Origin of the sequence: Azospirillum sp. A29 (assembly GCF_042604625.1) — a bacterium.
Taxonomy (GTDB): Bacteria; Pseudomonadota; Alphaproteobacteria; order Azospirillales; family Azospirillaceae; genus Azospirillum; species Azospirillum palustre.
On the sequence record NZ_CP170464.1, the window covers coordinates 302,004 to 325,659 of the forward strand.

Annotated in this window: 14 protein-coding genes; 8 read left to right on the forward strand and 6 right to left on the reverse strand. The window is 68.6% G+C overall.

The features are described 5' to 3' along the window. Positions 1 to 44: 44 nt before the first annotated feature. The 3 genes from ABNQ38_RS13465 to ABNQ38_RS13475 form a co-directional block, all read right to left on the reverse strand. Positions 45 to 3,842, reverse strand: a complete 3,798-nt coding sequence (locus tag ABNQ38_RS13465) for a response regulator (RefSeq protein WP_377807469.1) — start codon at positions 3,840 to 3,842, stop codon at positions 45 to 47. Then, on the reverse strand, positions 3,839 to 5,257 hold the full coding sequence (locus ABNQ38_RS13470) for a sigma-54-dependent transcriptional regulator (protein ID WP_377807838.1): 1,419 nt from the start codon (positions 5,255 to 5,257) through the stop codon (positions 3,839 to 3,841). Before ABNQ38_RS13470 ends, ABNQ38_RS13465 begins: the two co-directional genes overlap by 4 nt. 183 nt (positions 5,258 to 5,440) lie before the next feature. Continuing rightward, complete coding sequence (locus ABNQ38_RS13475; protein WP_377807470.1) at positions 5,441 to 6,211, reverse strand: FCD domain-containing protein; 771 nt, start codon at positions 6,209 to 6,211, stop codon at positions 5,441 to 5,443. A 477-nt stretch (positions 6,212 to 6,688) separates the two neighbouring features. On the opposite strand from ABNQ38_RS13475, the gene ABNQ38_RS13480 reads away from it, so the two are divergent. From ABNQ38_RS13480 to ABNQ38_RS13500, 5 genes are read left to right on the forward strand one after another with little or no spacing between them, the layout of a single operon-like run. After that, the gene (locus tag ABNQ38_RS13480) at positions 6,689 to 8,365 is read left to right on the forward strand and encodes an L-lactate permease (RefSeq protein WP_377807471.1); all 1,677 of its coding nucleotides are present in this window, start codon (positions 6,689 to 6,691) and stop codon (positions 8,363 to 8,365) included. A gap of 54 nt (positions 8,366 to 8,419) precedes the next feature. Beyond that, entirely contained in the window at positions 8,420 to 11,278 is a 2,859-nt protein-coding gene (locus tag ABNQ38_RS13485; protein ID WP_377807472.1) for an FAD-binding and (Fe-S)-binding domain-containing protein, read from the forward strand. Between the two features lie 40 nt (positions 11,279 to 11,318). Further along, positions 11,319 to 12,068: a (Fe-S)-binding protein gene (locus tag ABNQ38_RS13490; RefSeq protein ID WP_377807473.1), complete on the forward strand. Its 750-nt coding sequence runs from the start codon at positions 11,319 to 11,321 to the stop codon at positions 12,066 to 12,068. Beyond that, positions 12,058 to 13,482, forward strand: a complete 1,425-nt coding sequence (locus ABNQ38_RS13495) for a LutB/LldF family L-lactate oxidation iron-sulfur protein (RefSeq protein ID WP_377807474.1) — start codon at positions 12,058 to 12,060, stop codon at positions 13,480 to 13,482. The genes ABNQ38_RS13490 and ABNQ38_RS13495 overlap by 11 nt, the downstream gene beginning before the upstream one ends. Next, on the forward strand, positions 13,475 to 14,137 hold the full coding sequence (locus ABNQ38_RS13500; protein WP_377807475.1) for a lactate utilization protein C: 663 nt from the start codon (positions 13,475 to 13,477) through the stop codon (positions 14,135 to 14,137). The genes ABNQ38_RS13495 and ABNQ38_RS13500 overlap by 8 nt, the downstream gene beginning before the upstream one ends. 211 nt (positions 14,138 to 14,348) lie before the next feature. On the opposite strand, the gene ABNQ38_RS13505 is transcribed toward ABNQ38_RS13500, so the two are convergent. Then, positions 14,349 to 15,650 carry a D-amino acid dehydrogenase gene (locus tag ABNQ38_RS13505; protein WP_377807476.1) on the reverse strand — a complete coding sequence of 434 codons (1,302 nt, stop codon included), beginning with the start codon at positions 15,648 to 15,650 and terminating at the stop codon, positions 14,349 to 14,351. A gap of 259 nt (positions 15,651 to 15,909) precedes the next feature. Between ABNQ38_RS13505 and ABNQ38_RS13510 the strand changes: the two genes are divergently transcribed. Next, positions 15,910 to 17,439, forward strand: a complete 1,530-nt coding sequence (locus ABNQ38_RS13510; RefSeq protein ID WP_377807477.1) for a sigma 54-interacting transcriptional regulator — start codon at positions 15,910 to 15,912, stop codon at positions 17,437 to 17,439. Positions 17,440 to 17,460: 21 nt separating this feature from the next. Here ABNQ38_RS13510 and ABNQ38_RS13515 read toward each other — a convergent pair whose 3' ends face one another. Further along, positions 17,461 to 18,270, reverse strand: a complete 810-nt coding sequence (locus ABNQ38_RS13515; RefSeq protein ID WP_377807479.1) for a zinc-ribbon domain-containing protein — start codon at positions 18,268 to 18,270, stop codon at positions 17,461 to 17,463. Positions 18,271 to 18,438: 168 nt separating this feature from the next. Continuing rightward, positions 18,439 to 20,088, reverse strand: coding sequence for an electron transfer flavoprotein-ubiquinone oxidoreductase (locus tag ABNQ38_RS13520; RefSeq protein WP_377807480.1), 1,650 nt, complete (start codon positions 20,086 to 20,088; stop codon positions 18,439 to 18,441). Between the two features lie 152 nt (positions 20,089 to 20,240). On the opposite strand from ABNQ38_RS13520, the gene ABNQ38_RS13525 reads away from it, so the two are divergent. Together ABNQ38_RS13525 and ABNQ38_RS13530 are read left to right on the forward strand one after the other, a co-directional pair. Then, entirely contained in the window at positions 20,241 to 21,131 is an 891-nt protein-coding gene (locus tag ABNQ38_RS13525) for a uracil-DNA glycosylase family protein (RefSeq protein WP_377807481.1), read from the forward strand. Between the two features lie 558 nt (positions 21,132 to 21,689). Continuing rightward, the gene (locus ABNQ38_RS13530; RefSeq protein WP_377807482.1) at positions 21,690 to 23,609 is read left to right on the forward strand and encodes a lytic transglycosylase domain-containing protein; all 1,920 of its coding nucleotides are present in this window, start codon (positions 21,690 to 21,692) and stop codon (positions 23,607 to 23,609) included. Positions 23,610 to 23,656 lie beyond the last annotated feature (47 nt).

Below are 23,656 nucleotides of genomic sequence, written 5' to 3' on the forward strand. Positions count from 1 at the left end.
CCGGTTCCGGACAGCCGCGGCGCACCGGCTTCAGCCCGCCGGCCTCACACCACCGGCCGCGGCACGCCGGTGCGCTCGCGCAGGCTCCGCTCCAGCCGCGCGGCCTCGCGCAACAGGACCGGCAGAAGCCGGGCCGCCTGATCCCTGTCGCCGTTGCGGCAGAGAACCTCCATGCGCCAGGCGATGTGCATGACCGCCATGCCACCGAAGCTGCCGGCGAGACTGGACAGGTCGTGCGCCTCCTGGGCCAGCGCGCGCAGGTCGACGGTGCCGGCCGGCATGGCATCATCCATCGCCGACAGCCGCTCCAGCCGGTGCGAGACATCCTCAAGGAAGCTGTCGACGATCAGCGCCAGACTGTCGGCACCCACCGTTTCCACCAGATCGTCCAGCACCGCCTCGTCCAGCGCCTCGCCGTCCTCGCCGCTGCCATCATCGTTCCCGGCGGTGCTGCCCCGATCGCTCCCCTTGCCCGCCTCCGCCGCAGCGGCCGGCGGTTCCGCCGTGCCGATCCAGCGATCCAGCGCGGACAGCAGGCCGGCGCGGCTGATCGGCTTGGTCAGATAATCGCTCATCCCCGCACGCAGACACAATTCGCGCGTTCCGGGCATGGCATCGGCGGTCAGGGCGATGATGGGCAGGGCAGCCAGCGCGCCGCCCCGCGCGCGGATCGCCTGGGCAGCCTCCAGCCCGTCCATTCCCGGCATCTGGACATCCATCAGCACCAGATCGATGCCGCCGCGGCAGGCCGCCGCCACCGCCTGCTCGCCATCCTCCGCCACCTCCACCGTGTAGCCCAGCCGGCGCAGCAGGGTGGTGGCGAACAGCTGGTTGGTGCGGTTGTCCTCCGCCAGCAGGATGCGGCCGCGGCGGGGCACGTCCTCCACCTTCGCTTCGGCCGGCGGAGCGGCAGACGCGGCGGGGGCCGCAGCGGCGAACAGCCCGGTCAGGCATGCGGCCACCGAACTCTGGCGCAGCGGGCGGTTCAGGGTTGCATGGGCCAAACCGGGCGCCGGTCCGCTTTCGCCGCGCACCGCCGGCCCCAGCGTGACGATCAGCACGCGCCGCGTCCCGATCAGCGCCGGATCGCCGGCGACCGTCGCCAGCAGCGTATCGCCGCCCATGCCGGGCATGGTCTGGTCGGCCAGCACCACGTCGAAGGGACGGCCGCCGGCCGCACCGCACCGCAATGCCTCCAGCGCGTCGAGCCCGCTCTCCACACAGGTCGGGCGGGCACCCAGACTGTCGAGCATCGAGGCCAGGACCCGGCGATTCACCGCCAGATCGTCCACCACCAGCACGCTGCGCCCGGCCAGCGGCTGTTCGGCCGGCGGCAGAGCCTCTTCCGACAGGGCCAGCGGCAGGTCGACCAGGAAACGGCTGCCGATGCCCAGGCTGCTTTCCACCGCGATGCTGCCGCCCATCAGTTCCGACAGCTGGCGGCAGATCGCCAGCCCCAGGCCGGTTCCGCCGAACTTGCGGGTGATCGAGCCGTCCACCTGCTGGAACTTGTTGAACAAGATCGGCATCGCTTCGGCGGGGATGCCGATCCCGGTGTCGGTCACGGTGATGCGCAGCACCAGATGGGCGTCGGTGGCGTCCAGCACCTCCAGTTCCACCGCGACGGATCCCCGGTCGGTGAACTTCACCGCGTTGCCGACCAGATTGACCAGGATCTGCCGGATGCGCGTCGGATCGCCCAACAGGGTGCGGCGCAGCAGTGGATCGATGTAGAAGCCGATCTCGATCCCCTTCTCGTGGGCGCGAGGCGTCAGCAGTTCCACCACCCCTTCCACCAGATCGGCGGCGTCGAAGGGCAGCGTTTCGATGGTGACCCGGCCGGCCTCCAGCTTGGAGATGTCGAGGATGTCGTTGATGATGGTCAGCAGCGCATTGGACGAGCTGCGGATGGCCTGGGCGAACTGGCGCTGCTCGTCGGACAGCGGGGTGTCGAACAGCAGCTCGGTCATGCCCTGGATGCCGTTCATCGGCGTGCGGATCTCGTGGCTCATCGCCGCCAGGAATTCCGACTTCGCCTGGGTCGCCGCCTCGGCACGGGCGCGCAGGGCGTCGGCCTCCTCGCGGGCGGCGTCGAGCCCTTCGGCCAGCGCGCACATGTCGGCGGCTTGGCGCTGCAACTCCGCCTCGAAGCGCTTGCGTTCGGTGATGTCGGTGCGGGTGCAAACCAGCGAGCCGTTGCTGGTCCGGTTCTCCGCCACCACGATCCAGCGGCCGTCGGGCAGTTCCCGCTCGAACGGCGCGCCGGGGTTGCGGTGCTGGGCCAGTTCGGCCTGGATCCAGGTTTCGTCGTTCGACCCGTCCGGATTGCCGGCGAACTCGCCGTTCACCACGGCGGCGCGCAGAATATCTTCGAACGGGCGGCCGGGGATCATCAGCGGCGCCGTCAGCGGATGGGCTTCGCGATAGCGCTCGTTGCACAGGATCAGCCGGTCGTGGGCATCGAAATAGGCCAGCCCTTCCGGCACCGCCTCGATCGCATCGTCCAGCGCCTGCTTGGCGAGCCTCAGCTCCTCTTCCGTCAGCTTGTCGCGCGTGATGTCGGTATGGGCGCCGACCATGCGCACGACGCGGCCCTCGGCGTCGCGGATGTGGATGGCGCGGCTGAGGATGTAAACAGTGTGGCCCCGCTTGTGGCGGAAGCGCTGCACCGCCTCGAACTTCGGGATCAGCCCGGCATTGTAGGCGCGGACCATCTCCAGCGCGGCGACCCGGTCCTCTTCGAAGATCAGGCCGGCCCACATGTCCAGGCTGTTCTCCAGCTCGCCGTCACGGTAACCGAGTTGCTCCTTCCAGGTGGGGGAGAACCAGATCCCGCCGCCTTCCAGGTTCCAGTCCCAGATGCCGTCCCGCGTCGCCTGGACGGTCAGGTCGAGAAGCTCGCGGTTCGACCGCAGCTCCGCCTCCTCCCGCTTGGCGTCGGTGATGTCCTGGACGACGCCAAGCAGGCCGACCGGCCGGCCGTCGTCGCCGCATTCGGCCATGCCGCGGATGAAAACATGGCGCAGCGCCCCGTCGGGCCGGATGACGCGTGCCTCGATTGAAAACCCCTCGCCGGTCTTCCGTGCCCGCTCGACCAGATCGGTTAGGGGCTCGCGGTCGTCGGGGTGATAACAGGCGCGCGATAGCCCGACGGTCGGCTGTTGCTGCTGCGGCGGCAGGCCCAGGATGCGGTAGACCTCGTCGGACCAGCGGCGGATATCGGTGACGAAGTCGACGTACCAGTGGCCGAACTGGCCAATCTCCTCGGCGAGATTTAGCAGGCGCGACCGGTCGCGCAGTTCCGCTTCCGCCAGCTCGCGCCGGGCAACCTCGCGGCGCAGCGTCATCTCGTCCACCACCAGCCGGGCGAGCTGGGCCAGCGTCTCCGCCTCACGGGCATCGAAACCGTCACGGGGCCTATCGTCGATGACGCACAACGTCCCCAGCTTCCGCCCGTCCGCCACCAGCGGTGCACCGGCATAAAAGCGGATGTGCGGCTCGCCGGTGACCAGCGGATTTCCGGCGAACCGCCGGTCCTTGGTCGCGTCGGAAACCACCAGCACGCCATCGTCCAGAATGGCATGGGCGCAGAAGGCGAAGTCGCGGTGGGTTTCCGTCGCCTCCAGCCCGGCGTGGCTCTTGAACCACTGGCGGTCGCGGTCGATCAGCGACACCAGCGCGATGCGGGTCCGGAAGAAATGTTGGGCCAGCCGGGTGATGTTGTCGAACCCCGGCTCGGGTGCCGTATCGAGGATGCAGTAGGAGTGCAGAACCGCCAGCCGGCCGCTCTCATCGGGCGGCAGGGCGGCCGGCACTGGCCCCTCGACCGGATCCGCACTCACGCAGCCGTCTCCCCGGCGCTGCGCCATTGCTGAAGCTTGCGGTAGATGGTGGAGGGGCTGATCTCCAGCATCAGGGCGGCGCGTGGCACATCGTCGCCGGTCAGCCGCAGCGCCTTCCGGATCATCTCCTTCTCGACCTGCCACAACGGCTGCACGGCATCGTCCCCTTCCGGCAGATCGGCGGACGGCGAACCGCAGGAGTCGCAGGAGGCAGCAGAGCCATCCGGGCCGCCCATCGGCGGCAGCATGTCCAGGGTGACCTGCGGCCCGTCGTTCAGGACCACGACATTGCGGATGACGTTCTGCAATTGCCGCACGTTGCCCGGCCAGTCATGGGCGCGCAGCCTCGCCTCCACCTCCGGCGTGAAGGCCGCCAGTGCCTTCCCCTCCTCCCGCGCATAGTCGAACAGGAAGGAGCGGGCGATCTCGATCACGTCGTCGCCGCGGTCGCGCAGCGGCGGCAGGGCCAGCGGGATGACGTGCAGGCGGTAATAGAGATCCTCCCGGAAACGGACGGCCTGCACCTCCGCCAGCGGATCGCGGTTGGTGGCGGCGACGAAGCGCACGTCCACCCGCTCCTCCCGGCCGCTGCCGACGGGGTTGACCGTGCCGGTCTGGACGAAGCGCAGAAGCTTGCTCTGCAGATCGAACGGCATCTCGCAGATCTCGTCCAGGAACAGCGTGCCGCCGTCGGCCAGCAGCGCCGCACCGGGCCGGTCGCCCGCCGCTCCGGTGAAGGCGCCCTTCACATGGCCGAAGATCTCCGATTCCAGCAGGTCCTTGGGGATCGCGGCACAGTTCAGCGCGACGAAGGCGCCGTCGCGACGCGGGCTGGCGCGGTGGATGGCCTGGGCCGCCACCTCCTTGCCGGTCCCGCTTTCGCCGGTGATGAAGACGTTGGCCCGGCTGGCGGCCACGCTCTCGATCGTGCGGTAGACCGCCTGCATCTCGGGCGAGCTGCCGATGAAGCCATGGAAGCGCCCGCGGTCCAGATCCTTGCGGTATCCCTCCACCATACGGGCCAGGGTCCGCCGTTCCAGCGCGTTGCGCAGGGTCAGGTTCAGCCGGTCCGCGTTGAACGGCTTCACGATGAAATCGAAGGCGCCGAGCTTCATCGCCTCCACCGCCAGATCGATGGAGCCATGGGCGGTGATGATGACCACCGACACGCTTGCGTCGCGGGCATGCAGCGCCTGCAACACCTCCAGCCCGTCCATGTCCGGCAGCTTCAGGTCCAGGATCACTGCGTCGGGCGGGGAGGAGGCCGCAGCGTCCAGCGCTTCGCCCCCGCGGATGCAGTGAACGACCTCATGCGCGTCCGCGCGCAGGAACTCGATGTAGAGCTTGGCGAGCGGGACCGTATCCTCGATCAGCAGGATCCGGCGCTTCTTGGAAGAGGACGAGGAAGTGGACAAGGAAGACAAGGGCGGCACTCGGGCAGCGTGGATAAGGCAAGTCCAGTCAGGCAGGCGGCGGCACTGAGCAATGCCACAGTGTAACCCGGCCAAAGGCTTGCCGCCAGTCAGGGCAAGCCCACAGACATAGTACCTTCGCCATGACGCCCCGCCGGGCAGAGATCCGGAGCGGTCCGGGCCCTCTCACACCCCGCTGTCGATCAGGTCGGTCCGGCCGATCCGCCGCAACGAGACCTGGACGCGGGCGTTGTGCTCGCGGATCTCGCGGAGGGTCTGCAAGGTGAACTCCACATGGCCCTCGGCCGCCGCACTCGCAGCATCCGCGTCGCCGTCCAGCACCGCATTGGCGATGGCCAGATGCTGTTGCAGCAGCAACTCGCGCACGCCCGGCCGGGAATAGAGGTCGGTGCGGTTGTAGAACACGTCGTTGCGCAGCAGATCGGACAGCGTCCGCATGATGTGCAGCATGACGACGTTGTGCGCCGCCTCGTAGATCGCCAGATGCAGGTCGGCGTCAGAATCCGCCTCTTCCGAGCTGTCGTCCTTGCCGTGGGCGGCCTGCATCCGGGCGACGATGGCGCGGATGCCGTCGCGGTCGAGGTCGGTCGCCCGCTGGGCCGCGAGCCCGGCGGCGGCCGCTTCGATTGAACGGCGGAACTCCAGATAGTCGAAGGACGCGTCCGGCTTGTTGCGCATCAGCGTCATCAGCGGATCGGCGATCTGCGACAGGAAGCTGGCGACATGGGTGCCGCCGCGCCCGCTGACCAGCAGGCCGCGCTCCTCCAGCTTGGCGATGGCGTCACGCAGCGACGGGCGCGACACGTCCAGCTTCACCGCCAGCTCGCGTTCGGCCAGCAGCTTTTCCCCCGGACGCAGCGCGCCTTCCAGGATCAGCCGTTCCAGATGCTCGGCAATGGCGTCGGCCAGCTTGGCCGGTTTGATCGTCCCCTGCATTGGGTGGGCGGCCTCTCCCTGTGCGTCCCGATCCTCTTCAATAGCGATGGACGGAACAGGCGTCCAGAGCGGCGGCGACCGGCGAGGTCGCACCCCCCTACCAAAGTTGGTCGGCTGACAAACGATTCAGCCATTGCACAGTCTGGTAAAATATTTTATCCAACGCACACCGTATGGATAAGAGATGTCCATCGCCGCCGGACTGGCAAGGGGCTTTCCCCAAACCGGCCGGAGCGGAAAGTGCATCCACAACGTACCGGGACAGGACGGACCAGCACCCGCAAGGGCGCATCCGCACCGTGAGCATCGGGGCCGCAAGACCCCGGCGGCGGTGAACGCTTCCGCTTTGCCGACATCCGGCCTTCCTCCCGCGCCGTCCTCCAGGCGCGGGCAGGCAGGATGCGTGCAAAATCGGCCCTCCTTCTCCCGGGACACCGTTCGGACCGACATCACTCCCCGAGAAGGAGACCCCTGACGATGAGCTGGTCGCAAGTCTACGACCCGATGAACAACATCTGGCTGTCGACGCTGTTCGCGTCGCTGCCGGTCCTGGTGATGCTGGGCGGTCTCGGCATCTTCCATATGAAGGCGCACCGCGCCGCCCTGCTGGGTCTGGCGACGGCGCTGGCGGTGGCCGTCGCCGTGTTCGGCATGCCGGTGGCGATGGCGGGAAAGACCGCGCTGCTGGGTGCGGCTTACGGTCTCCTGCCGATCGGCTGGATCGTCGTCAACATCATCTTCCTCTATCACCTGACCGAGCAGCGCGGGCAGTTCAAGATCCTGCAGGAAAGCATCACCGGCATTACCAACGACCGCCGGCTCCAGCTCCTGCTGATCGCCTTCTGCTTCGGCGCCTTCTTCGAGGGTGCCGCCGGCTTCGGCACGCCGGTTGCCGTGACCGGCGCCATGCTGATCGGGCTGGGCTTCACCCCGCTGGCCGCCTCGGGCCTGTCGCTGATCGCCAACACCGCCCCGGTCGCCTATGGTGCGCTCGGCACGCCGGTGCTGGCGCTGGCGGCGGTCACCGGCCTGCCTCTGCTGGACCTGTCGGCGATGATCGGCCGTCAGCTTCCGTTCTTCTCGGTGCTGGTGCCGTTCTGGCTGATCGTCGCCTTTGCCGGCTGGCGCGGCATGATCCAGATCTGGCCGGCCATCCTGGTCGCCGGCGTCTCCTTCGCCGTCCCGCAGTATCTGGTGTCGAACTATCACGGCCCCTGGCTGGTGGACGTCGCCGCCGCCATCGTCTCGCTGGTCTGCGTCACCCTGTTCCTGAAGGTCTGGCACCCGAAGGCGATCTGGCACACCGCCGGCGGCGCCTCCGCCATGACGCAGTCCGCCGGCGCCGCCGTGGTCCAAGGCGAGGCGCGCCGCAGCCACGGCTACAGCGCCGCGGAAGTCCGCCGTGCCTGGATGCCCTGGGCGATCCTCAGCGTGCTGGTCTTCCTGTGGGGCATCCCCGAGGTCAAGGCCTTCCTTGACGGCGTGTCGATCTTCAAGTTCCCGATCGATGGCCTGCACAACATGGTGATGCGCGTTCCCCCGGTGGTTGCCAAGGCCCATCCGGAAGCGGCCGTCTATACCCTGAACTGGCTGTCGGCCACCGGCACCGGCATCTTCATCGCCGCCGTCATCTCCGGATTCCTGATGGGTTATTCGCCGGTCGAGATGGTGAAGACCTACGGCCGCACCCTCTACGCCATCCGCAACTCGCTGCTGACCATCTCGGCGATGCTGGCGCTCGGCTACACCACCCGCTACTCGGGCCTCGACACCACGCTGGGCCTCGCTTTCGCCAATTCCGGCTTCCTCTACCCGTTCTTCGGCACCTTCCTGGGCTGGCTCGGCGTGGCGCTGACCGGGTCGGACACGGCGTCCAATGTGCTGTTCGGCAGCCTGCAGAAGGTGTCGTCGGAACAGCTCGGCCTGCCGCCGACGCTGATGGCCGCCGCCAACAGCTCGGGCGGCGTGATGGGCAAGATGATCGACGCCCAGAGCATCGTCGTCGCCGCCGTCGCCACCAAGTGGCATGGACATGAGGGCAAGATCCTGCGCTTCGTCATCTGGCACTCGCTGGCGCTGACCGCGCTGGTCGGCCTGCTGGTGATGGCGCAGGCCTATCTCTGGCCCTTCACCCTGATGGTGATCGGCCGCTAAGCGGCCGGTCCTTCCACCTCCACGTCCTCCTCCCCCAAGCAGGAGCCGCCGCCAATGCTGCCCGCCCCTTACGACCGTGTGCTGGCCGAGCTTCAGTCCGTCATCCCGCAGGCAAGGCTGGTCACCGACCCGCTGCGCACGCTGGCCTACGGCACCGACGCCAGCTTCTACCGGCTGATCCCGAAGATCGTGGCGCTGGTGGAAACGGAGGAGGAGGTGGTGCGGCTGCTGCGCATCACCCGCGGGCACGGCGTGCCGGTGACCTTCCGCGCCGCCGGCACCAGCCTGTCGGGCCAGGCGGTCAGCGACAGCGTGCTGGTGGTGCTGGGGGACGGCTGGCGGGGCTGCACCATCGGTCCGGCCGCGGCCACCGTCACCCTGCAACCCGGCGTGATCGGGGCGGAGGCCAACCGCCGCCTCGCCCCGTTGGGCCGCAAGATCGGTCCCGATCCCGCCTCCATCGCCACGGCGAAGATCGGCGGCATCGCCGCCAACAACGCCAGCGGCATGTGCTGCGGCACCGCGCAGAACAGCTACCGCACGCTGGAATCGATGCGGCTGGTGCTGGCCGACGGCACGGTGCTGGACACCGCGGATGCGGCCAGCTGCCGTGCTTTCCAGCAAAGCAACGGCGCGTTGCTCGACCGGCTGGCGGCGCTGGGATCCCGCACCCGCGCCGACAAAGCGCTGGCGACCCGCATCCGCGACAAGTTCCGCATCAAGAACACCACCGGCTACAGCCTGAACGCCCTGGTGGATTACGAGGACCCGGTCGACATCCTCCAGCACCTGATGATCGGGTCGGAAGGCACGCTGGGCTTCATCTCCACCATCACGCTGCGCACCGTGCCGGAGCATCCGCACAAGGCCAGCGCGCTCCTGTTCTTCCCCGACATCGCCGAGGCCTGCCGCGCGGTGGCGCTGCTGAAGGCCGCCCCGGTCGACGCCGCCGAGCTGATGGACCGCGCCTCGCTCCGCTCCATCCAGGACAAGCCGGGCATGCCGCCGCAGATCCGCAGCTTCGGCCCTGAGGTGGCGGCCGTGCTGGTGGAGACCCGGGCCGAAAGCGCCACGGCGCTCGACGCCAACGTGGCGGAGATCGCTGCGGTGCTGGCCAGCTGCGTCACCATCGGCGATACGAGCTTCACCACCGACGCCAAGGCCTGCGAAGGCTTCTGGAAGATCCGCAAGGGCCTATTCCCGGCGGTCGGCGCCATCCGCCAGACCGGCACCACCGTCATCATCGAGGACGTCGCCTTCCCCCTGCCCCGGCTGGCCGACGCGACGCGCGAATTGCAGGCGCTGTTCGAGCGCCACGGCTACCGCGAGGCGATCATCTTCGGCCACGCGCTGGAAGGGAACCTGCACTTCGTCTTCACCCAGGCCTTCGACACCCAGGCGGAGATCGACCGCTACCGCCGCTTCATGGACGATGTCGCGGAGCTTGTGGTCACCCGTTACGACGGCTCGCTGAAGGCGGAGCACGGCACCGGCCGCAACATGGCTCCCTTCGTCGAGATGGAATGGGGTCCGCAGGCCTATGGGCTGATGAAGGAAATCAAGGATCTCTTCGACCCCGACGGGCTGCTGAATCCGGGCGTCATCCTGAACGGTGACCCGCAGGCCCACCTGAAGAACCTGAAGCCGATGCCGCCAGCCGACCCGCTGGTCGATACCTGCATCGAGTGCGGATTCTGCGAACCGACCTGCCCGTCCCACCGCTTCACCCTGTCGCCACGCCAGCGCATCGTCGGCCGGCGCGAACTGGCGAGGCTGGAATCCGCCGGTGACGATGCCGGGCGCCTAGCCGAGATCGCCGCCGCCTACGATTACCAGGGCATCGACACCTGCGCCGCCTGCGGCCTGTGCGCGACCGCCTGCCCGGTGGGGATCGAGACCGGGCTGCTGATCAAATCCATGCGCGGCGAGCGGCGCGGTGCCGTGGCCCGCAAGGCGGGGGCTCTGGTCGCCGACCATATGGAAGGAACGCTGGGCCTCGCCCGCACCGGCCTGCGTCTGGCCGATTTCGCCCGCCGCACGGTCGGACATGGGGTCGCCGAGGCCGCAGCACGCGTGCTGACCGGCGGCGCCCTGCCCTCATTGCCGCGCAACCTGCCGACCGCCGCGACCTTCTCGTCAAAGGCGGAAACGGTCACCGACGACGACGTGCCGACGGTGGTCTACGCCCCCAGCTGCGTCAGCCGCACTATGGGCCCAGCCGCTGGCGATCCCCAGCAGCGCCCGCTGCCCGAGGTCGTCGAATCGGTGATGCGCAAGGCCGGCTTCCGCATCCTCTATCCGGAAGCGGCGGATGGCCAATGCTGCGGCATGCCGCTTGAGAGTAAGGGCCTGATCGAGGCCGCCGACGCCAAGGCCGACGCCATGCTGGCCGCTCTGTCGAAGGCGAGCCGGGGCGGCCGCTACCCGGTGGTGATGGACACCAGCCCCTGCGCCCTACGGCTGAAGAAGCGGCTGACCGACGCGGGGCTGCGCATCCTCGACGTGGCGGAGTTCCTCGGCGAGTTCGCCTTGCCCCGCCTGGACATCGCCAAGACGGCGGAACCGGTGATGCTGCACCTGACCTGCTCCACCCGCCGGATGGGGCTGGACGGCTCCTTGACCGCCGTGGCGAAAGCCTGCGCCGAGACGGTGGTGGTGCCGCCCGACGTCGGCTGCTGCGGCTTCGCCGGCGACAAGGGCTTCACCACGCCGGAACTGAACGCCCACGCCCTTCGCCACCTGCCGGCCACGGTGCCGGAAGGCTGCGCGTCGGGCTACTCCACCAGCCGGACCTGCGAGATCGGCCTGTCCGACAAGGCGGGCGTTCCCTACCGGTCCATCGTCTATCTGGTCGACGCCTGCGCGACGGCGAAGGCCGAGGCGACGACGCAAGTGGCGGAACCGGCCTTCTGAACGACGCCCGCCGACACGATTATTCCCGAGGAAGCGCCCGATGTCCGCGACCCCTAAACCCACCCGCGTCTATTATTTCGGCACCTGCCTCGTCGACCTGTTCTTTCCCGATGCCGGGATGGCGGGGATCGAGCTGTTGCAGTCGCAGGGCCTGACCGTCGTCTTTCCGCAGGGGCAGAGCTGCTGCGGCCAGCCCGCCTACAATTCCGGCTACCGCGCCGACGCGCTGAAAGTCGCCCGCGCCCAGCTGGACCTGTTTCCCGGCGACGATCCCATCGTCGTGCCGTCGGGCTCCTGCGCCGGCATGATGAAGAAGCACTGGCCCGACCTGTTCCATGGCGAGCCGGACGAGGCCAAGGCGGTGCAGGTTGCGGCCCGCGTCTGGGAGCTGACGCAGTTCCTGGTCCATGTCCTCGACGTCCAGCTCACCGACAAGGGGGAGCCGGTGCGCGTCACCTGGCACGCCTCCTGCCATGCCCAGCGCGAGATGGGCGTCGTCGAGGAACCGAAGTCCCTGCTGCGCCAGCTCGCCAATGTCGAGCTGGTCGAACTGAAGCGGGAGAAGGAATGCTGCGGCTTCGGCGGCACCTTCGCCGTGCGCCATCCGGACATCTCCGCCGCGATGGTCGGCGACAAGGTGGCGGACATCGAGGACACCGGGGCCGCCCGCGTGGTGTCCGGTGACTGCGGCTGCCTGCTGAACATCGGTGGCGCGCTGGAGGCCGGAGCCAAGGCCGCGCGCGGCCAGCACATCGCCCAGTTCCTGAAGGAGCGCATCCATGGACGGTAACGCACCGGATTTCGCCGCCGCCTCGCACGCGGCGCTGGCCGACCCGCAGCTGCGCGGCAATTTCCGCCGCGCGATGGACGGGCTGATGAGCAAGCGCGCCGCCCAGTTCGCCGATGCCGGCGAATGGCAGGGGGTGCGGGCGCTGGCCGCCTCGGTCCGGCTGCGCGCCCTATCGAAGCTGCCGGAACTGCTGGAAAAGCTGGAGGAAAACTGCACCCGCAACGGCATCACCGTCCATTGGGCCGCCACGACGGACGAGGCCAACGCCATCGCCCTCGACATCCTGCACAAGGCAAATGCCACGCTGGTGGTCAAGGGCAAGTCAATGGTGACGGAGGAGATGCATTTGAACGCCGTCCTGGAAAAGGACGGCATCGAGGTTCTGGAAAGCGACCTCGGCGAATACATCGTGCAGCTGGACGGCACCATGCCGTCGCACATCATCATGCCGGCGATCCACCTGAACACCAAGCAGATCGCTCATCTGTTCAAGCGCAAGATCAAGGACGCCGAGAGCCGCGAGGATGCCGCGTATCTGACCGACCTCGCCCGCCGGGTTCTGCGCGCCAAGTTCCAGGCCGCCGAAGTCGGCATGTCCGGGGTCAATGCGGCGGTGGCGGAGACCGGCACCCTCTGCCTGATCGAGAATGAGGGCAACGGCCGCATGTGCACCACGGTGCCGCCGGTCCACATCGCCTTCATGGGGCTGGAGAAGGTCGTCGAAAAGCTGGAGGATGTGCCGCCGGTCATCAGCCTGCTGCCGCGCTCTGCCACTGGCCAGCCGATCACCACCTACGTCAACATGATCTCCGGTCCCCGCAAGCCGGGTGAGAAGGACGGCCCGCGCGAGGTGCATCTGGTCATCCTCGACAATGGCCGCTCCAGCATCTACGCCGACCCGGAACTGCGCGACACGCTGCGCTGCATCCGCTGCGGCGCCTGCATGAACCATTGCCCGGTCTACACCAAGGTCGGTGGCCATGCCTATGAGGCGCCCTATCCCGGCCCCATCGGCAAGATCCTGGTGCCGCAGATCGAGGGGTTGGCCAAGCGCGGCGCCATGCCCCACGCCTGCACCATGTGCAACGCCTGCGTCGAGATCTGCCCGGTGAAGATCCCCATCGTCGAGATCATGGGGCGCCTGCGGGTCGAGGCGGTGAAGCCCAGCGGTGCGGTCAAGGACGGCGGCGCCAAGGCCAGCCGGACGGAAGCGATGGTGTGGAGCGGCTGGGCGGCGATGAACGCCTCGCCAACCGCCTACCGCGTCGCCACGCTGGCGATGAGCAAGCTCGGCAACGCGGCGCCGTCGTCGTTGCCCATGCTGAAGGAGTGGACGAATGTCCGCACCAAGCCGCGCTTCGCCAGCCGCACCCTGCACGACCTCGCCCGCGCCAAGAGGATTCCCGATGTCTGACGCCCGCAACTCGATCCTGACGAAGCTGCGCAAGACGCGCGACGCCCACCCGCTCACCCCGCCGGTCTCGGACTTCGCGCCGATCGAAGCGAAGCAATGGGCAGAGGAGGAGCGGCTGCCCCGCATCCGCCGCCTGATGGAGGCGGTGCATACCGAGTTTCTCGACGCGGCCGAGGCCGATTGGCCGGCGGTGCTGCGCGAGTTCCTGGCACGCGAGGGGGTGGGGTCGCTGGTCTACGCGCCGGAGACTGAGACGGGAAAGCGGCTGGTCGAGGGGTGGGGCGCAGGTTCCACCGCCCTGATCCCCTACGACCGCCCGCTCGAAGACCTCAAGCCCCAGCTGTTCGACTCCATCGAAGCCGGCCTGACCACCACCCGTGGCGCCATCGCCGAGACGGGGAGCCTGATCCTGTGGCCGACGGCCGACGAACCGCGCACCCTCTCGCTGGTCCCGCACATCCACATCGCGCTGCTGCGTGCGGACGCCCTCTACGACACCTTCCTGCAGGCGATGCGCGACCAGGGATGGGCGCAGGCGATGCCGACCAACGTTCTGCTGGTGTCGGGTCCCAGCAAGACCGCCGACATCGAGCAGACGCTGGCCTACGGCGTTCATGGGCCGAAGCGGCTGGTCGTCCTGGTGGTCCATCCGTGACGGCCCGTCCGAGCGCAGAACCGCCAACCCGGCTCTACGAGGCGATCCTGCATCTCAGGCGCCTCGGACACCGGGTGGAGAAATGCGAAGGGCGGCGCGGACGACATCGGCTGGATGGAGCCGAGATCACCGACGCCGCCCTTCTTGAGCTGGCGATGACCCGCGTCCGCCGTACGGCGCGGGTCACATATTCAGGTCGAGCCGGCCCAGGTCAGGCGGGACGGACGGCGGCCGGGCGCGACACCGCCACCGACGGCTTGCGGCCGTAGCGGTCGACGCTGAGGCCTTCCATGTCGATCTCGGTCTGACGGCCGCTGACCACGTCGGCCAGCACGCGGGCGGAGCCGGCAGACATCGTCCAGCCCAGCGTGCCGTGGCCGGTGTTGAGGTACAGGTTGCGGACATTGGTCGCCCCCAGGATCGGCGTTCCGTCCGGGGTGTTCGGGCGCAGGCCGGTCCAGAACTCCGCCTTCGACAGGTCGCCGCCCTTCGGGAACAGGTCGCTGACCACATGGTCCAGCGGACCGCGGCGGCTCTCGCGCAGGCTGAGATCGAAGCCGGACAGCTCCGCCGTGCCGCCGACGCGGATGCGGTCGCCCAGGCGGGTGACGGCGATCTTGTGCGTCTCGTCCATCACCGTCGATTCCGGCGCATGGGCGGCGTCGGTGATCGGCAGGGTCAGCGAATAGCCCTTCACCGGATAGACCGGCAGGTCGATGCCCAGCGGCTTCACCAGCTTGGGCGAATAGCTGCCCATGGCGACGATGTAGCTGTCGGCGGTCAACGTGCCCTGGTCGGTCAGCACGCCGGTGATTTTGCGACCGTCGCTCTCCAGCCCGCGGATGGAGACGCCGTAGCGGAACTCCACCCCGCGCTTGGCGGCATAGGCGGCCAGCTTGTTGGTGAACTGGAAGCAGTCGCCGGTCTCGTCGCCCGGCAGGTGCAGCGCGCCGACCAGCTTCTCTTTCACATGGGCCAAAGCCGGCTCGACCGAGGTCAGGCCGTCGCGGTCGAACAGGCTGTAGGGAACGCCGTAGCGCTCCAGCACCGCCATGTCGTAGCCGGCGGCGTCCATCTGCTTCTGGGTGCGGAACACCTGGAGCGTGCCCTGGGTGCGCTCGTCATAGGTGATGCCGGTCTCGGCGCGCAGGGCCTTCAGGCAGTCGCGGCTGTATTCGGCGACGCGGACCATGCGGCTCTTGTTCAGCTGGTAGCTCGCCTCGTTGGCGTTGGCCAGCAGCTTCAGGCACCAGGACCACATCGCCGGATCCAGCTTCGGCCGGATCACCAGCGGCGAATGCTTCATCATCATCCACTTGGCGGCCTTCAGCATCAGCCCCGGCGCCGCCCAGGGAGCGGAATAGCCCGGCGACACCTCGCCCGCGTTGGCATAGCTGGTCTCCAGCGCCGGACCGGCCTGACGGTCGATCACGGTCACCTCATGCCCGGCGCGCGCCAGATAATAGGCGGTGGTGACACCGATGACGCCGCTGCCCAGAACGATCACGCGCATGAGACTGGCTCCCCGAGGGATGGATGACTTCGCTTGGGTGGGTGTTTCGCAAACACCGTGCCAGTCCGGGAAATGGCGGATTTGCTGCAATGCGGGCGGTGCGGTGGGTGATCTGGTGTATGCGCATATTTACAGGGGGGCAGCCTTTCCGGACTAGGATGTTGGAAATCAACGACTTGAAGCGGTGTAAAGATTTTGATACGGCGTAACGATATGTGTACAGTGAGTGTCGGTCGTCCCCACTGCCAACGCCACGCCCATGCGCATCGAAGTTACCTTCACCGACCGTGTCGGCATCGCCCATGAGATCCTCGCCGTGCTGGCGTTGCGCCGGCTCAATGTGGTCGGTGTCGAGGTCGACCCGCCGCTGATCCACATCGACGCCCCCGGCCTCGATCCGGCGGCCCTGCCGGCTCTTTCCGACGCGCTGCGGGGCATTGTCGGGGTGCGGTCGGTGGCGGCCATCGACATGCTGCCGGGCACGCGGCGGCGGCTGCATCTGGATGCGCTGCTCGCCGCCCTGCCCGACCCGGTGCTGGCGGTCGACCGTGCGGCCCGCGTCGTGGTGGCGAGTGCAGCCGCCGCCCAGGTTGCCGGTTTGCCGGAAGCCCGCCTCGCCGGGCTCGATCTGGGGGAGCTGTTCGGCGAACCCGGCCTGACGGGTGAATTGACCGCGGGCGGTTTCCGCATGTCCGGGCGCGAGGTGACGCTGAACGGCCAGCCCTTCCTGCTGGAGGTGACGCCTATCGTCGATGTCGAGGCGGCGGGTGCCGTCATCACCCTGTTCACCCCGTCGCGCCTTGGCGAACGGCTGGATGCGATCCAGAATTTCGATGAGGGCGGCTTCGACCGCATCCTCGGCGAATCGCCGCCGGTCAGGGCGCTGAAGGCACGCGCCGCGCGCGTCGCCGCGATGGAGGCGCCGCTGCTCATCCTGGGCGAGACCGGCACCGGCAAGGAACTGATCGCCCACGCCTGCCACCGCGCCAGCCCGCGCCGCGACAAGCCCTTCCTGGCGCTGAACTGCGCCGCCGTCCCGGAGAATCTGGCGGAGAGCGAGCTGTTCGGCTACGCCCCCGGCTCCTTCACCGGGGCGCAACGCGGCGGCAAGCCCGGCCTGCTGGAACTGGCCCATGGCGGCACCGTCTTCCTCGACGAGATCGGCGAGATGTCGGCCTATCTCCAGGCCAAGCTGCTGCGTTTCCTCAATGACGGCAGCTTCCGCCGGGTGGGCGGTGAGCGTGAGCAGAAGGTCGATGTCCGCGTCATCAGCGCCACCCACCGCTCGCTGGAGGCGATGGTCGCCGACCACAGCTTCCGCGAGGATCTGTTCTACCGCCTCAACGTGCTGACTCTGGATGTCCCGCCCCTGCGGGAGCGTGGGCAGGACATCCTGCTGCTGGCCCGCCATTTCATCGCGCGCGCCGCTGCTCAGGCCCGACGCCCGCCCGGCCGGCTGACCCCGGCGGCGGCGGCGGCGCTGCTCGCCAACCGCTGGCCCGGCAATGTGCGGCAGTTGGAGAACGTCATCTTCCGCGCCGTGACGATGAGCGACGGCGGCACGCTGGACGCCGCCGACCTGGAACTGGCCGGTGCCGGCATGCAGGCGGCCGAAGTGCCGGCGGAGGATGCCGGCAGCTGGGAGGATGCGGTGGACGGGTTCGAGCGGACGCTGCTGCGCCGGCTCTACCCGCGCTTTCCGTCCAGCCGCAAGCTGGCGGCGCGGCTGAACACCTCGCACACCATGATCGCCAACAAGCTGCGGAAATACGGCATCCCGGAGCGGTGAAGAGTGCCGCCCCGATCCTGATCAGTGGCCCTTGGCCGGGGCCGCGTGCTTTTCAGGGGGGTGCTTTTCCGGAGCCGGCTTCGCAGCAGCCGGCTTTTCCGGGGCCTTCTCGCCAGGCTTCTCGGCAGCGGGCGGCTCCAGGCCGGGAGGCGGACCGCCGAAGGTGATCGTCACTTCGGTCACCGGGCCGGGATCGGGCTGGCTGTGGTGGAATCCCGCTGCGGCACCAGGGCCGAGCGTTTCGGCCGACTGTTCGATGGCCCAGCTTTGCAGCAGCTTGTGCTCCGGACCGAAGGTGTTGACGCGCAGCGGCGGCAGCGTGCGCTCGGTGTCGGTCGTGTTGGCGACCTCCCCCTCCAGCAGCAGCATGGTCTTCCCGCCTTCGAGCTTCTGTTCCGAGCGGATGTTGCGCAGCTCCAGCCCAAAACCCGGCGGTTCGGCCGGCATGCCGACGGCGTCATAGAGCAATGCCGCGGGCGGCCAGCTGCGGACGATGGCATCGCGGGCGAAATAGGCGCCGGCGGCGGACCCGACGACCAGCAGCCCCAACACCGCGAAGCCGATCACCGTGCTGCGGGCCGGCTTGGCGTGCGGGGCCTTCGGTGATTTGCTTTTGGATTTTTCTGCGAATTTCCCGGCGGCCTTCGCTGCGGGCTTTGCGGGCCGCAGTTCGGTCAGGGCATCGGGGACGACCGGCTCAAGCTCCGCCCGGTCGGGCATCTGCCACCAAGTGTGACCGCAGCGGGCGCAACGAACCTTCCGGCCATCCTGCCCGAGCGATTCGTCAGAGAGGGTATAGCGCGTCGAACAGGTCGGACAGGAAACGATCATCGCGCCGTCGCAGAAAGGTTACCGCTTGCCTTATAGATAGGAGTGGCGCGCGGCGCAACCGGCACCCGCGGGGTGGTGCCGGTCATCCATCTGCATGTGGCTTCGGCGCATGCGCATGCCCCCTCCGACCCGTGGCGAAGCCGTGGGTCGGAGGGAGACAAAAGCGTCTTACATGCCGCCCGGATAGTTCGGCCCCCCGCCGCCTTCCGGCACGACCCAGTTGATGTTCTGGGTGGGGTCCTTGATGTCGCAGGTCTTGCAGTGCACGCAGTTCTGCGCGTTGATCTGCAACCGCGGATCGCTGCCGTCATCGTTGCGGACGATCTCGTACACACCGGCCGGGCAGTAGCGCTGCTCCGGCGCGTCGTAGAGCGCCAGATTGACGCTGATCGGGACCGACTTGTCCTTCAGCGTCAGGTGCGGCGGCTGGTCTTCCTCATGGTTGGTGTTGGAGAGGTAGACCGAGGACAGGCGGTCGAAGCTGACCTTGCCGTCCGGCTTGGGGTAGGCGATCTTCGGCGCCTCGCTGGCCTTCACCAGGGTGGTGTGGTCGGCATGGTGCTTCAGCGTCCAGGGCGACTTGCCCTTCAGCCCCGTCTCGTAGGCGGCGTTCGCCAGACCGGCCCACAGGCCCTTCTGGAAGCCCGGGCGGATGTTGCGGACGGCGTACAGCTCCGGCCAGACCCAGGACTGCTTCAGACGCTCCGGATAGGCGATGACCTCCGGACCGTTGTCGGCGCCGCCGGTCAGGTGGTCGAACACCGCCTCGGCCGCGACCATGCCCGACTTCATGGCGGTGTGGTTGCCCTTGATCTTCGGCACGTTCAGGAAGCCGGCGCCGTCGCCGATGAGGAGGCCGCCGGGGAAGGTCAGCTTCGGGATCGACTGGAAACCGCCCTCCGACAGCGCGCGGGCGCCATAGGACAGACGCCGGCCGCCTTCGAAGGTCGGGCGGATCGCCGGGTGGGTCTTGTAGCGCTGGAACTCCTCGAACGGGCTCATGTGGGGGTTCCAGTAGTCGAGGCCGACGACGAAGCCGACCGACACCAGATTCCCTTCCATGTGATACAGCCACGACCCGCCATAGGTCTTGGGGTCCATCGGCCAGCCGATGGTGTGGACGATCAGGCCCGGCTTCGACTGGGAGGGATCGACCTCCCACAGCTCCTTGATGCCGATGCCGTAGGTCTGCGGCTGGCAGTCGCGGCGCAGATCGAACCTCTCGAACAGGGTCTTGGTCAGCGACCCGCGGCAGCCCTCGGCGAATATGGTCTGCTTGGCGTGCAACTCCATGCCGGGCGTGTAGTTGCCGGTCTTCTCGCCGTCCTTGCCGATGCCCATGTCGCCGGTGGCGACACCCTTCACCGCACCCTTGTCGTCGTACAGCACTTCCGCCGCGGCGAAGCCGGGGTAGATCTCGACCCCAAGCTCTTCCGCCTGCGTCGCCATCCAGCGGGCCAGATTGCCCAGGCTGATGATGTAGTTGCCGTGGTTGTTCATCTGCGGCGGGGCGAAGGGCGACTTGTAGGCCTTCCTTTCCGTCAGGAACAGGAAATGGTCTTCGCGCGCCTTGGTGGTGAGGGGAGCGCCTTTTTCTTTCCAGTCCGGGATCAGCTCGTCCAGCGCATGCGGCTCGAAGACGGCGCCGGACAGCAGGTGCGCACCCACCTCCGACCCTTTCTCGATCACGCAGACGCTGAGTTCCTGCCCGGTCTCGGCCGCGCGCTGCCGCAGACGGATCGCGGCGCTCAGGCCCGACGGGCCGGCGCCGACGATCAGAACATCGTATTCCATGACCTCGCGCGGTTCGCGTTCCATCACCACACTCCCCCACCGTCTTGTTTTGGTACTGTTTCCCTCGGGACGCCCTATGGTCTTTTTGCGGGCGCGTGCTTGTAGCACGGTTTGCGCCGCACCCAAATTGGGTATCTGGACATGTAAGACCACACGATCTGTGGTAAGGTCAAACGATGATTGACGTATGCGACATCCTCGACGCGCTGCGCTGGCATGCCGATATCGGCTGCGACGAGGCCATCGGCGACGAGCCGACCGACTGGGCCGCCCTCACCGCCCGGCCGGTCACACGCGCACCGTCCGCCGGCGCAGCCGCGGCCGGTGGCGCGGCTTCCGGCCCTGCTGCGGGGCCCAACGCGGCGCGCGGTCCCACCCCGACTCGGGCGCCGGCCCCGGCGGCAGCACGTCCTGCAACGGCCCTCTTCGCCTCGCCCGACCAGCCGCTGGGCGCCAGCGAGGCCGGCATCCAGGCCCGTGCCCGCGCCGGAGACGCGCAGACGCTGGAGGCGCTGGAGGCGGCCCTGCGCAGCTTCGACGGCTGCCCGCTGAAGGCGACGGCGATGAACACCGTCTTCGCCGACGGCAACCCGCAGGCGCGGGTGATGCTGATCGGCGAGGCGCCGGGCGAGGACGAGGACCGGCAGGGCAAGCCTTTCGTCGGGGTCAGCGGCAAGCTGCTGGACCGCATGCTGGCCCAGATCGGCCTGGACCGCAGCGCCGTCTACATCGCCAACATCCTGCCCTGGCGCCCGCCCGGCAACCGCAGCCCGACCCAGGCGGAGATCGCCGCCTGCCTGCCCTTCCTGGAGCGGCATGTGGAACTGGTGCGGCCGAAGCTGCTGGTGGCGCTGGGAGGGGTTTCGGCCAAGACCCTGCTGAACCGGGCGGAGGGCATCACCCGCCTGCGCGGGCAATGGCGGGCCTACGAGGTTGCAGGAACCCCCGTCCCGCTGATGCCCATGCTCCATCCGGCGTACCTCTTGCGCAACCCTATCGCAAAACGGGAAGCGTGGCGGGACATGCTTGCGTTGCAGCAAAGGATCGCCGAAGAAGGGATCAAGTAAATCTAGTAATAAAAGCGATGTCACAGTGTCGCCGAAATCGTTCGTATGATCGCGGCCAGCGCGGCGCACAAATGCTATCAAGACTTGCCGAAAGGCACCTTCCCAATGGGCTAGAGCCTTTTTCCCAGGCTTGTTAAGCCGTTGTAACATTTGGCGATTACCCTCGCTGACACAATCCGTGGGAATCCGTTGCTTGCGGTTCTCGCGGCCGTAGGGTATCCCGGAGTCATGCTCCGGATATTTTGCAGTGCAGCACACCGGGTCGCGAGCGCGACCCTGCTGCGGCGGAACCTTCTGGGGGTGCTGGGTCTCACGGTGGCTTACACCCTGGGACCCGACGGTGCGGTCGGGCTCCGGCCCGCTTGCGCTGCCCTCATCATCCACGCGCCGGACGGTCACGCTGCCGTCCCGCCCGGCGGGGATTCCGTGCCTGACCCCGACAGCTCCGTTTTCGGTGACGCGCCAAGCGATCCCGCCGCGGGGCTCCCCGACATTTCCAACCCAACCGCCTCGGACAGCCCGCCGGCTGACGCACCGGCGGCCCCGTTAGCGGACGAGATGCCCGCCGCCCCCGCTGGAGCGCCCCTGCTGCTGGGAACCGACGACGAGGCCCGCGCCGTCCAGCTGGACGAGGAGGATGCCGCCCGCTACCGCCGCATCTTCGCAGCCCAGGAGCGGGCGGAGTGGGACGCCGCCGACGCGGAGATGGTGAAGCTGAAGGACCGCCGGCTGATCGGCTATGTCCTGCGCCAGCGCTATCTCCACCCCGACCGCCGCGCCGGCTACGAGGAACTCGCCCGCTGGATGCAGGATTACGGCGACCTCGCCGGGGCGGAGCGGGTCTACGCTCTGGCCCAGAAACGCCAGCCCGCCGGCCAGCGGGCGCCGAAGCCGCCGCGCGGCGAGGAGCGTGTCCGCCTCGTCGGGTCGCTGGAGCGGCTGGGCGGCCTGCGCACCGTCGCCAGCAACGAGGAGGACGATGACGACAGCGTCACCGTCGCCCCGCGCAGCCGCACAATGTCCCGTGCCCGCAGCGACCGGGCGGCAGTGGCGCGGGTGGAAGAGCTGCTGCGCTCCGGCCGCACCAACAGCGCGCTGAGCCTGCTGGGCCAGGACGAGTTCGGCGGCAAGCTCGACACCGTGCAGTATGACGCCGCCCGCGCCCGCATCGCGGCTACCCTCTATTATGCCGGCGAGACGGCCCAGGCACTGACGCTCGCCTCGGCCAGTGCCGCGCGGTCGGGCGACATGCTGCCCGAGGCGCATTGGATCGCCGGTCTGGCCGCTTGGCGGCTGAAGCAGACCGACCGCGCCGCCCGCCATTTCACCGGCATGGCCGCCGCCGGCCCACGTAATCCCTGGAAGGCCGCCGCGGCCGATTACTGGGCGGCCCGCGCGCTGGCCCGCAAGCCCGGCAAGGAGAAGGAGGCGGCGGAGCATCTGACCGCCGCCGCCCGCTATCCCCACACCTTCTATGGCCTGATCGCCCTGCAGACGCTGGGCAGCCTGGGCGACGTGCGCTGGCAGGCACCGGATCTGACCGGGCGGCAGCTGGCGGCGATGGCGGCCAAGCCGGCAGGATCCCGTGCCATCGCCCTGCTCCAGGCCGGTCAGCGCGAACTGGCGGGGCTCGAGCTGCAACGCATCGACCCGCAGGGCGAGCCGCTGATCGAACAGGCGATGGTCGCGCTGACCGACCGCGCCGGGGTGGCCTCGCTGGCGCTGCGGCTCGGCAATGCGGTGGCCGGTCCGGACGGCGCCCCCTATGCTGCGGCACTCTACCCGCTGCCCCATTGGACGCCGCGCGACGGCTTCGCGGTCGACCGCGCGCTGGTCTTCGCGGTGATGCGGCAGGAATCGCGCTTCGACCCGCGGCTGGTCAGCTCCGCCGGTGCGACAGGGCTGATGCAGATCCTGCCCAGCACCGCCCAGCATGTGCGGGAGCGCAACGCCGACATCGGCAGCGACGACGCCAACCGCGACGCCCTGTTCGACCCGTCCCGCAACATGGAGCTTGGCCAGCGCTACCTGTCGGAACTGCTGGGCATGCCGGAGATCGACGGCAACATGTTCCTGGCGACGGCCGCCTACAATGCCGGGCCGGGCACGCTGGCGCGCTGGCGGCGGGATCTGAGCGACATCACCGATCCGCTGCTGTTCATCGAAAGCCTTTCCTTCGGCGAGACGCGCGACTATGTGGAGAAGGTGATGGCGAACTTCTGGATCTACCAGCTTCGGCTGGGCCAGGAGACCGCCTCGCTCACCGCCGTCGCCGACGGGAAATGGCCGGCCTATGTTCCCATGGACGGCCGTCCGCCCCAGGTCGCTGCCCGTCCCGATCCGCAGCCTGCGGCGAAAGCGGCTCCCCCGGTCGCCGACCTGCCGGTCGCTGCGGCACCGGACCCGGTGGAAACGGCGCCAGTGACGGTGCCGGTTGAAACGGTTGCTGAGCGGGGAGAGGCCAGCCCGATACCCTGACCGCCGGCGCCCATGTCGGGCTTCGGCCCGACATGAGGACACGTCTG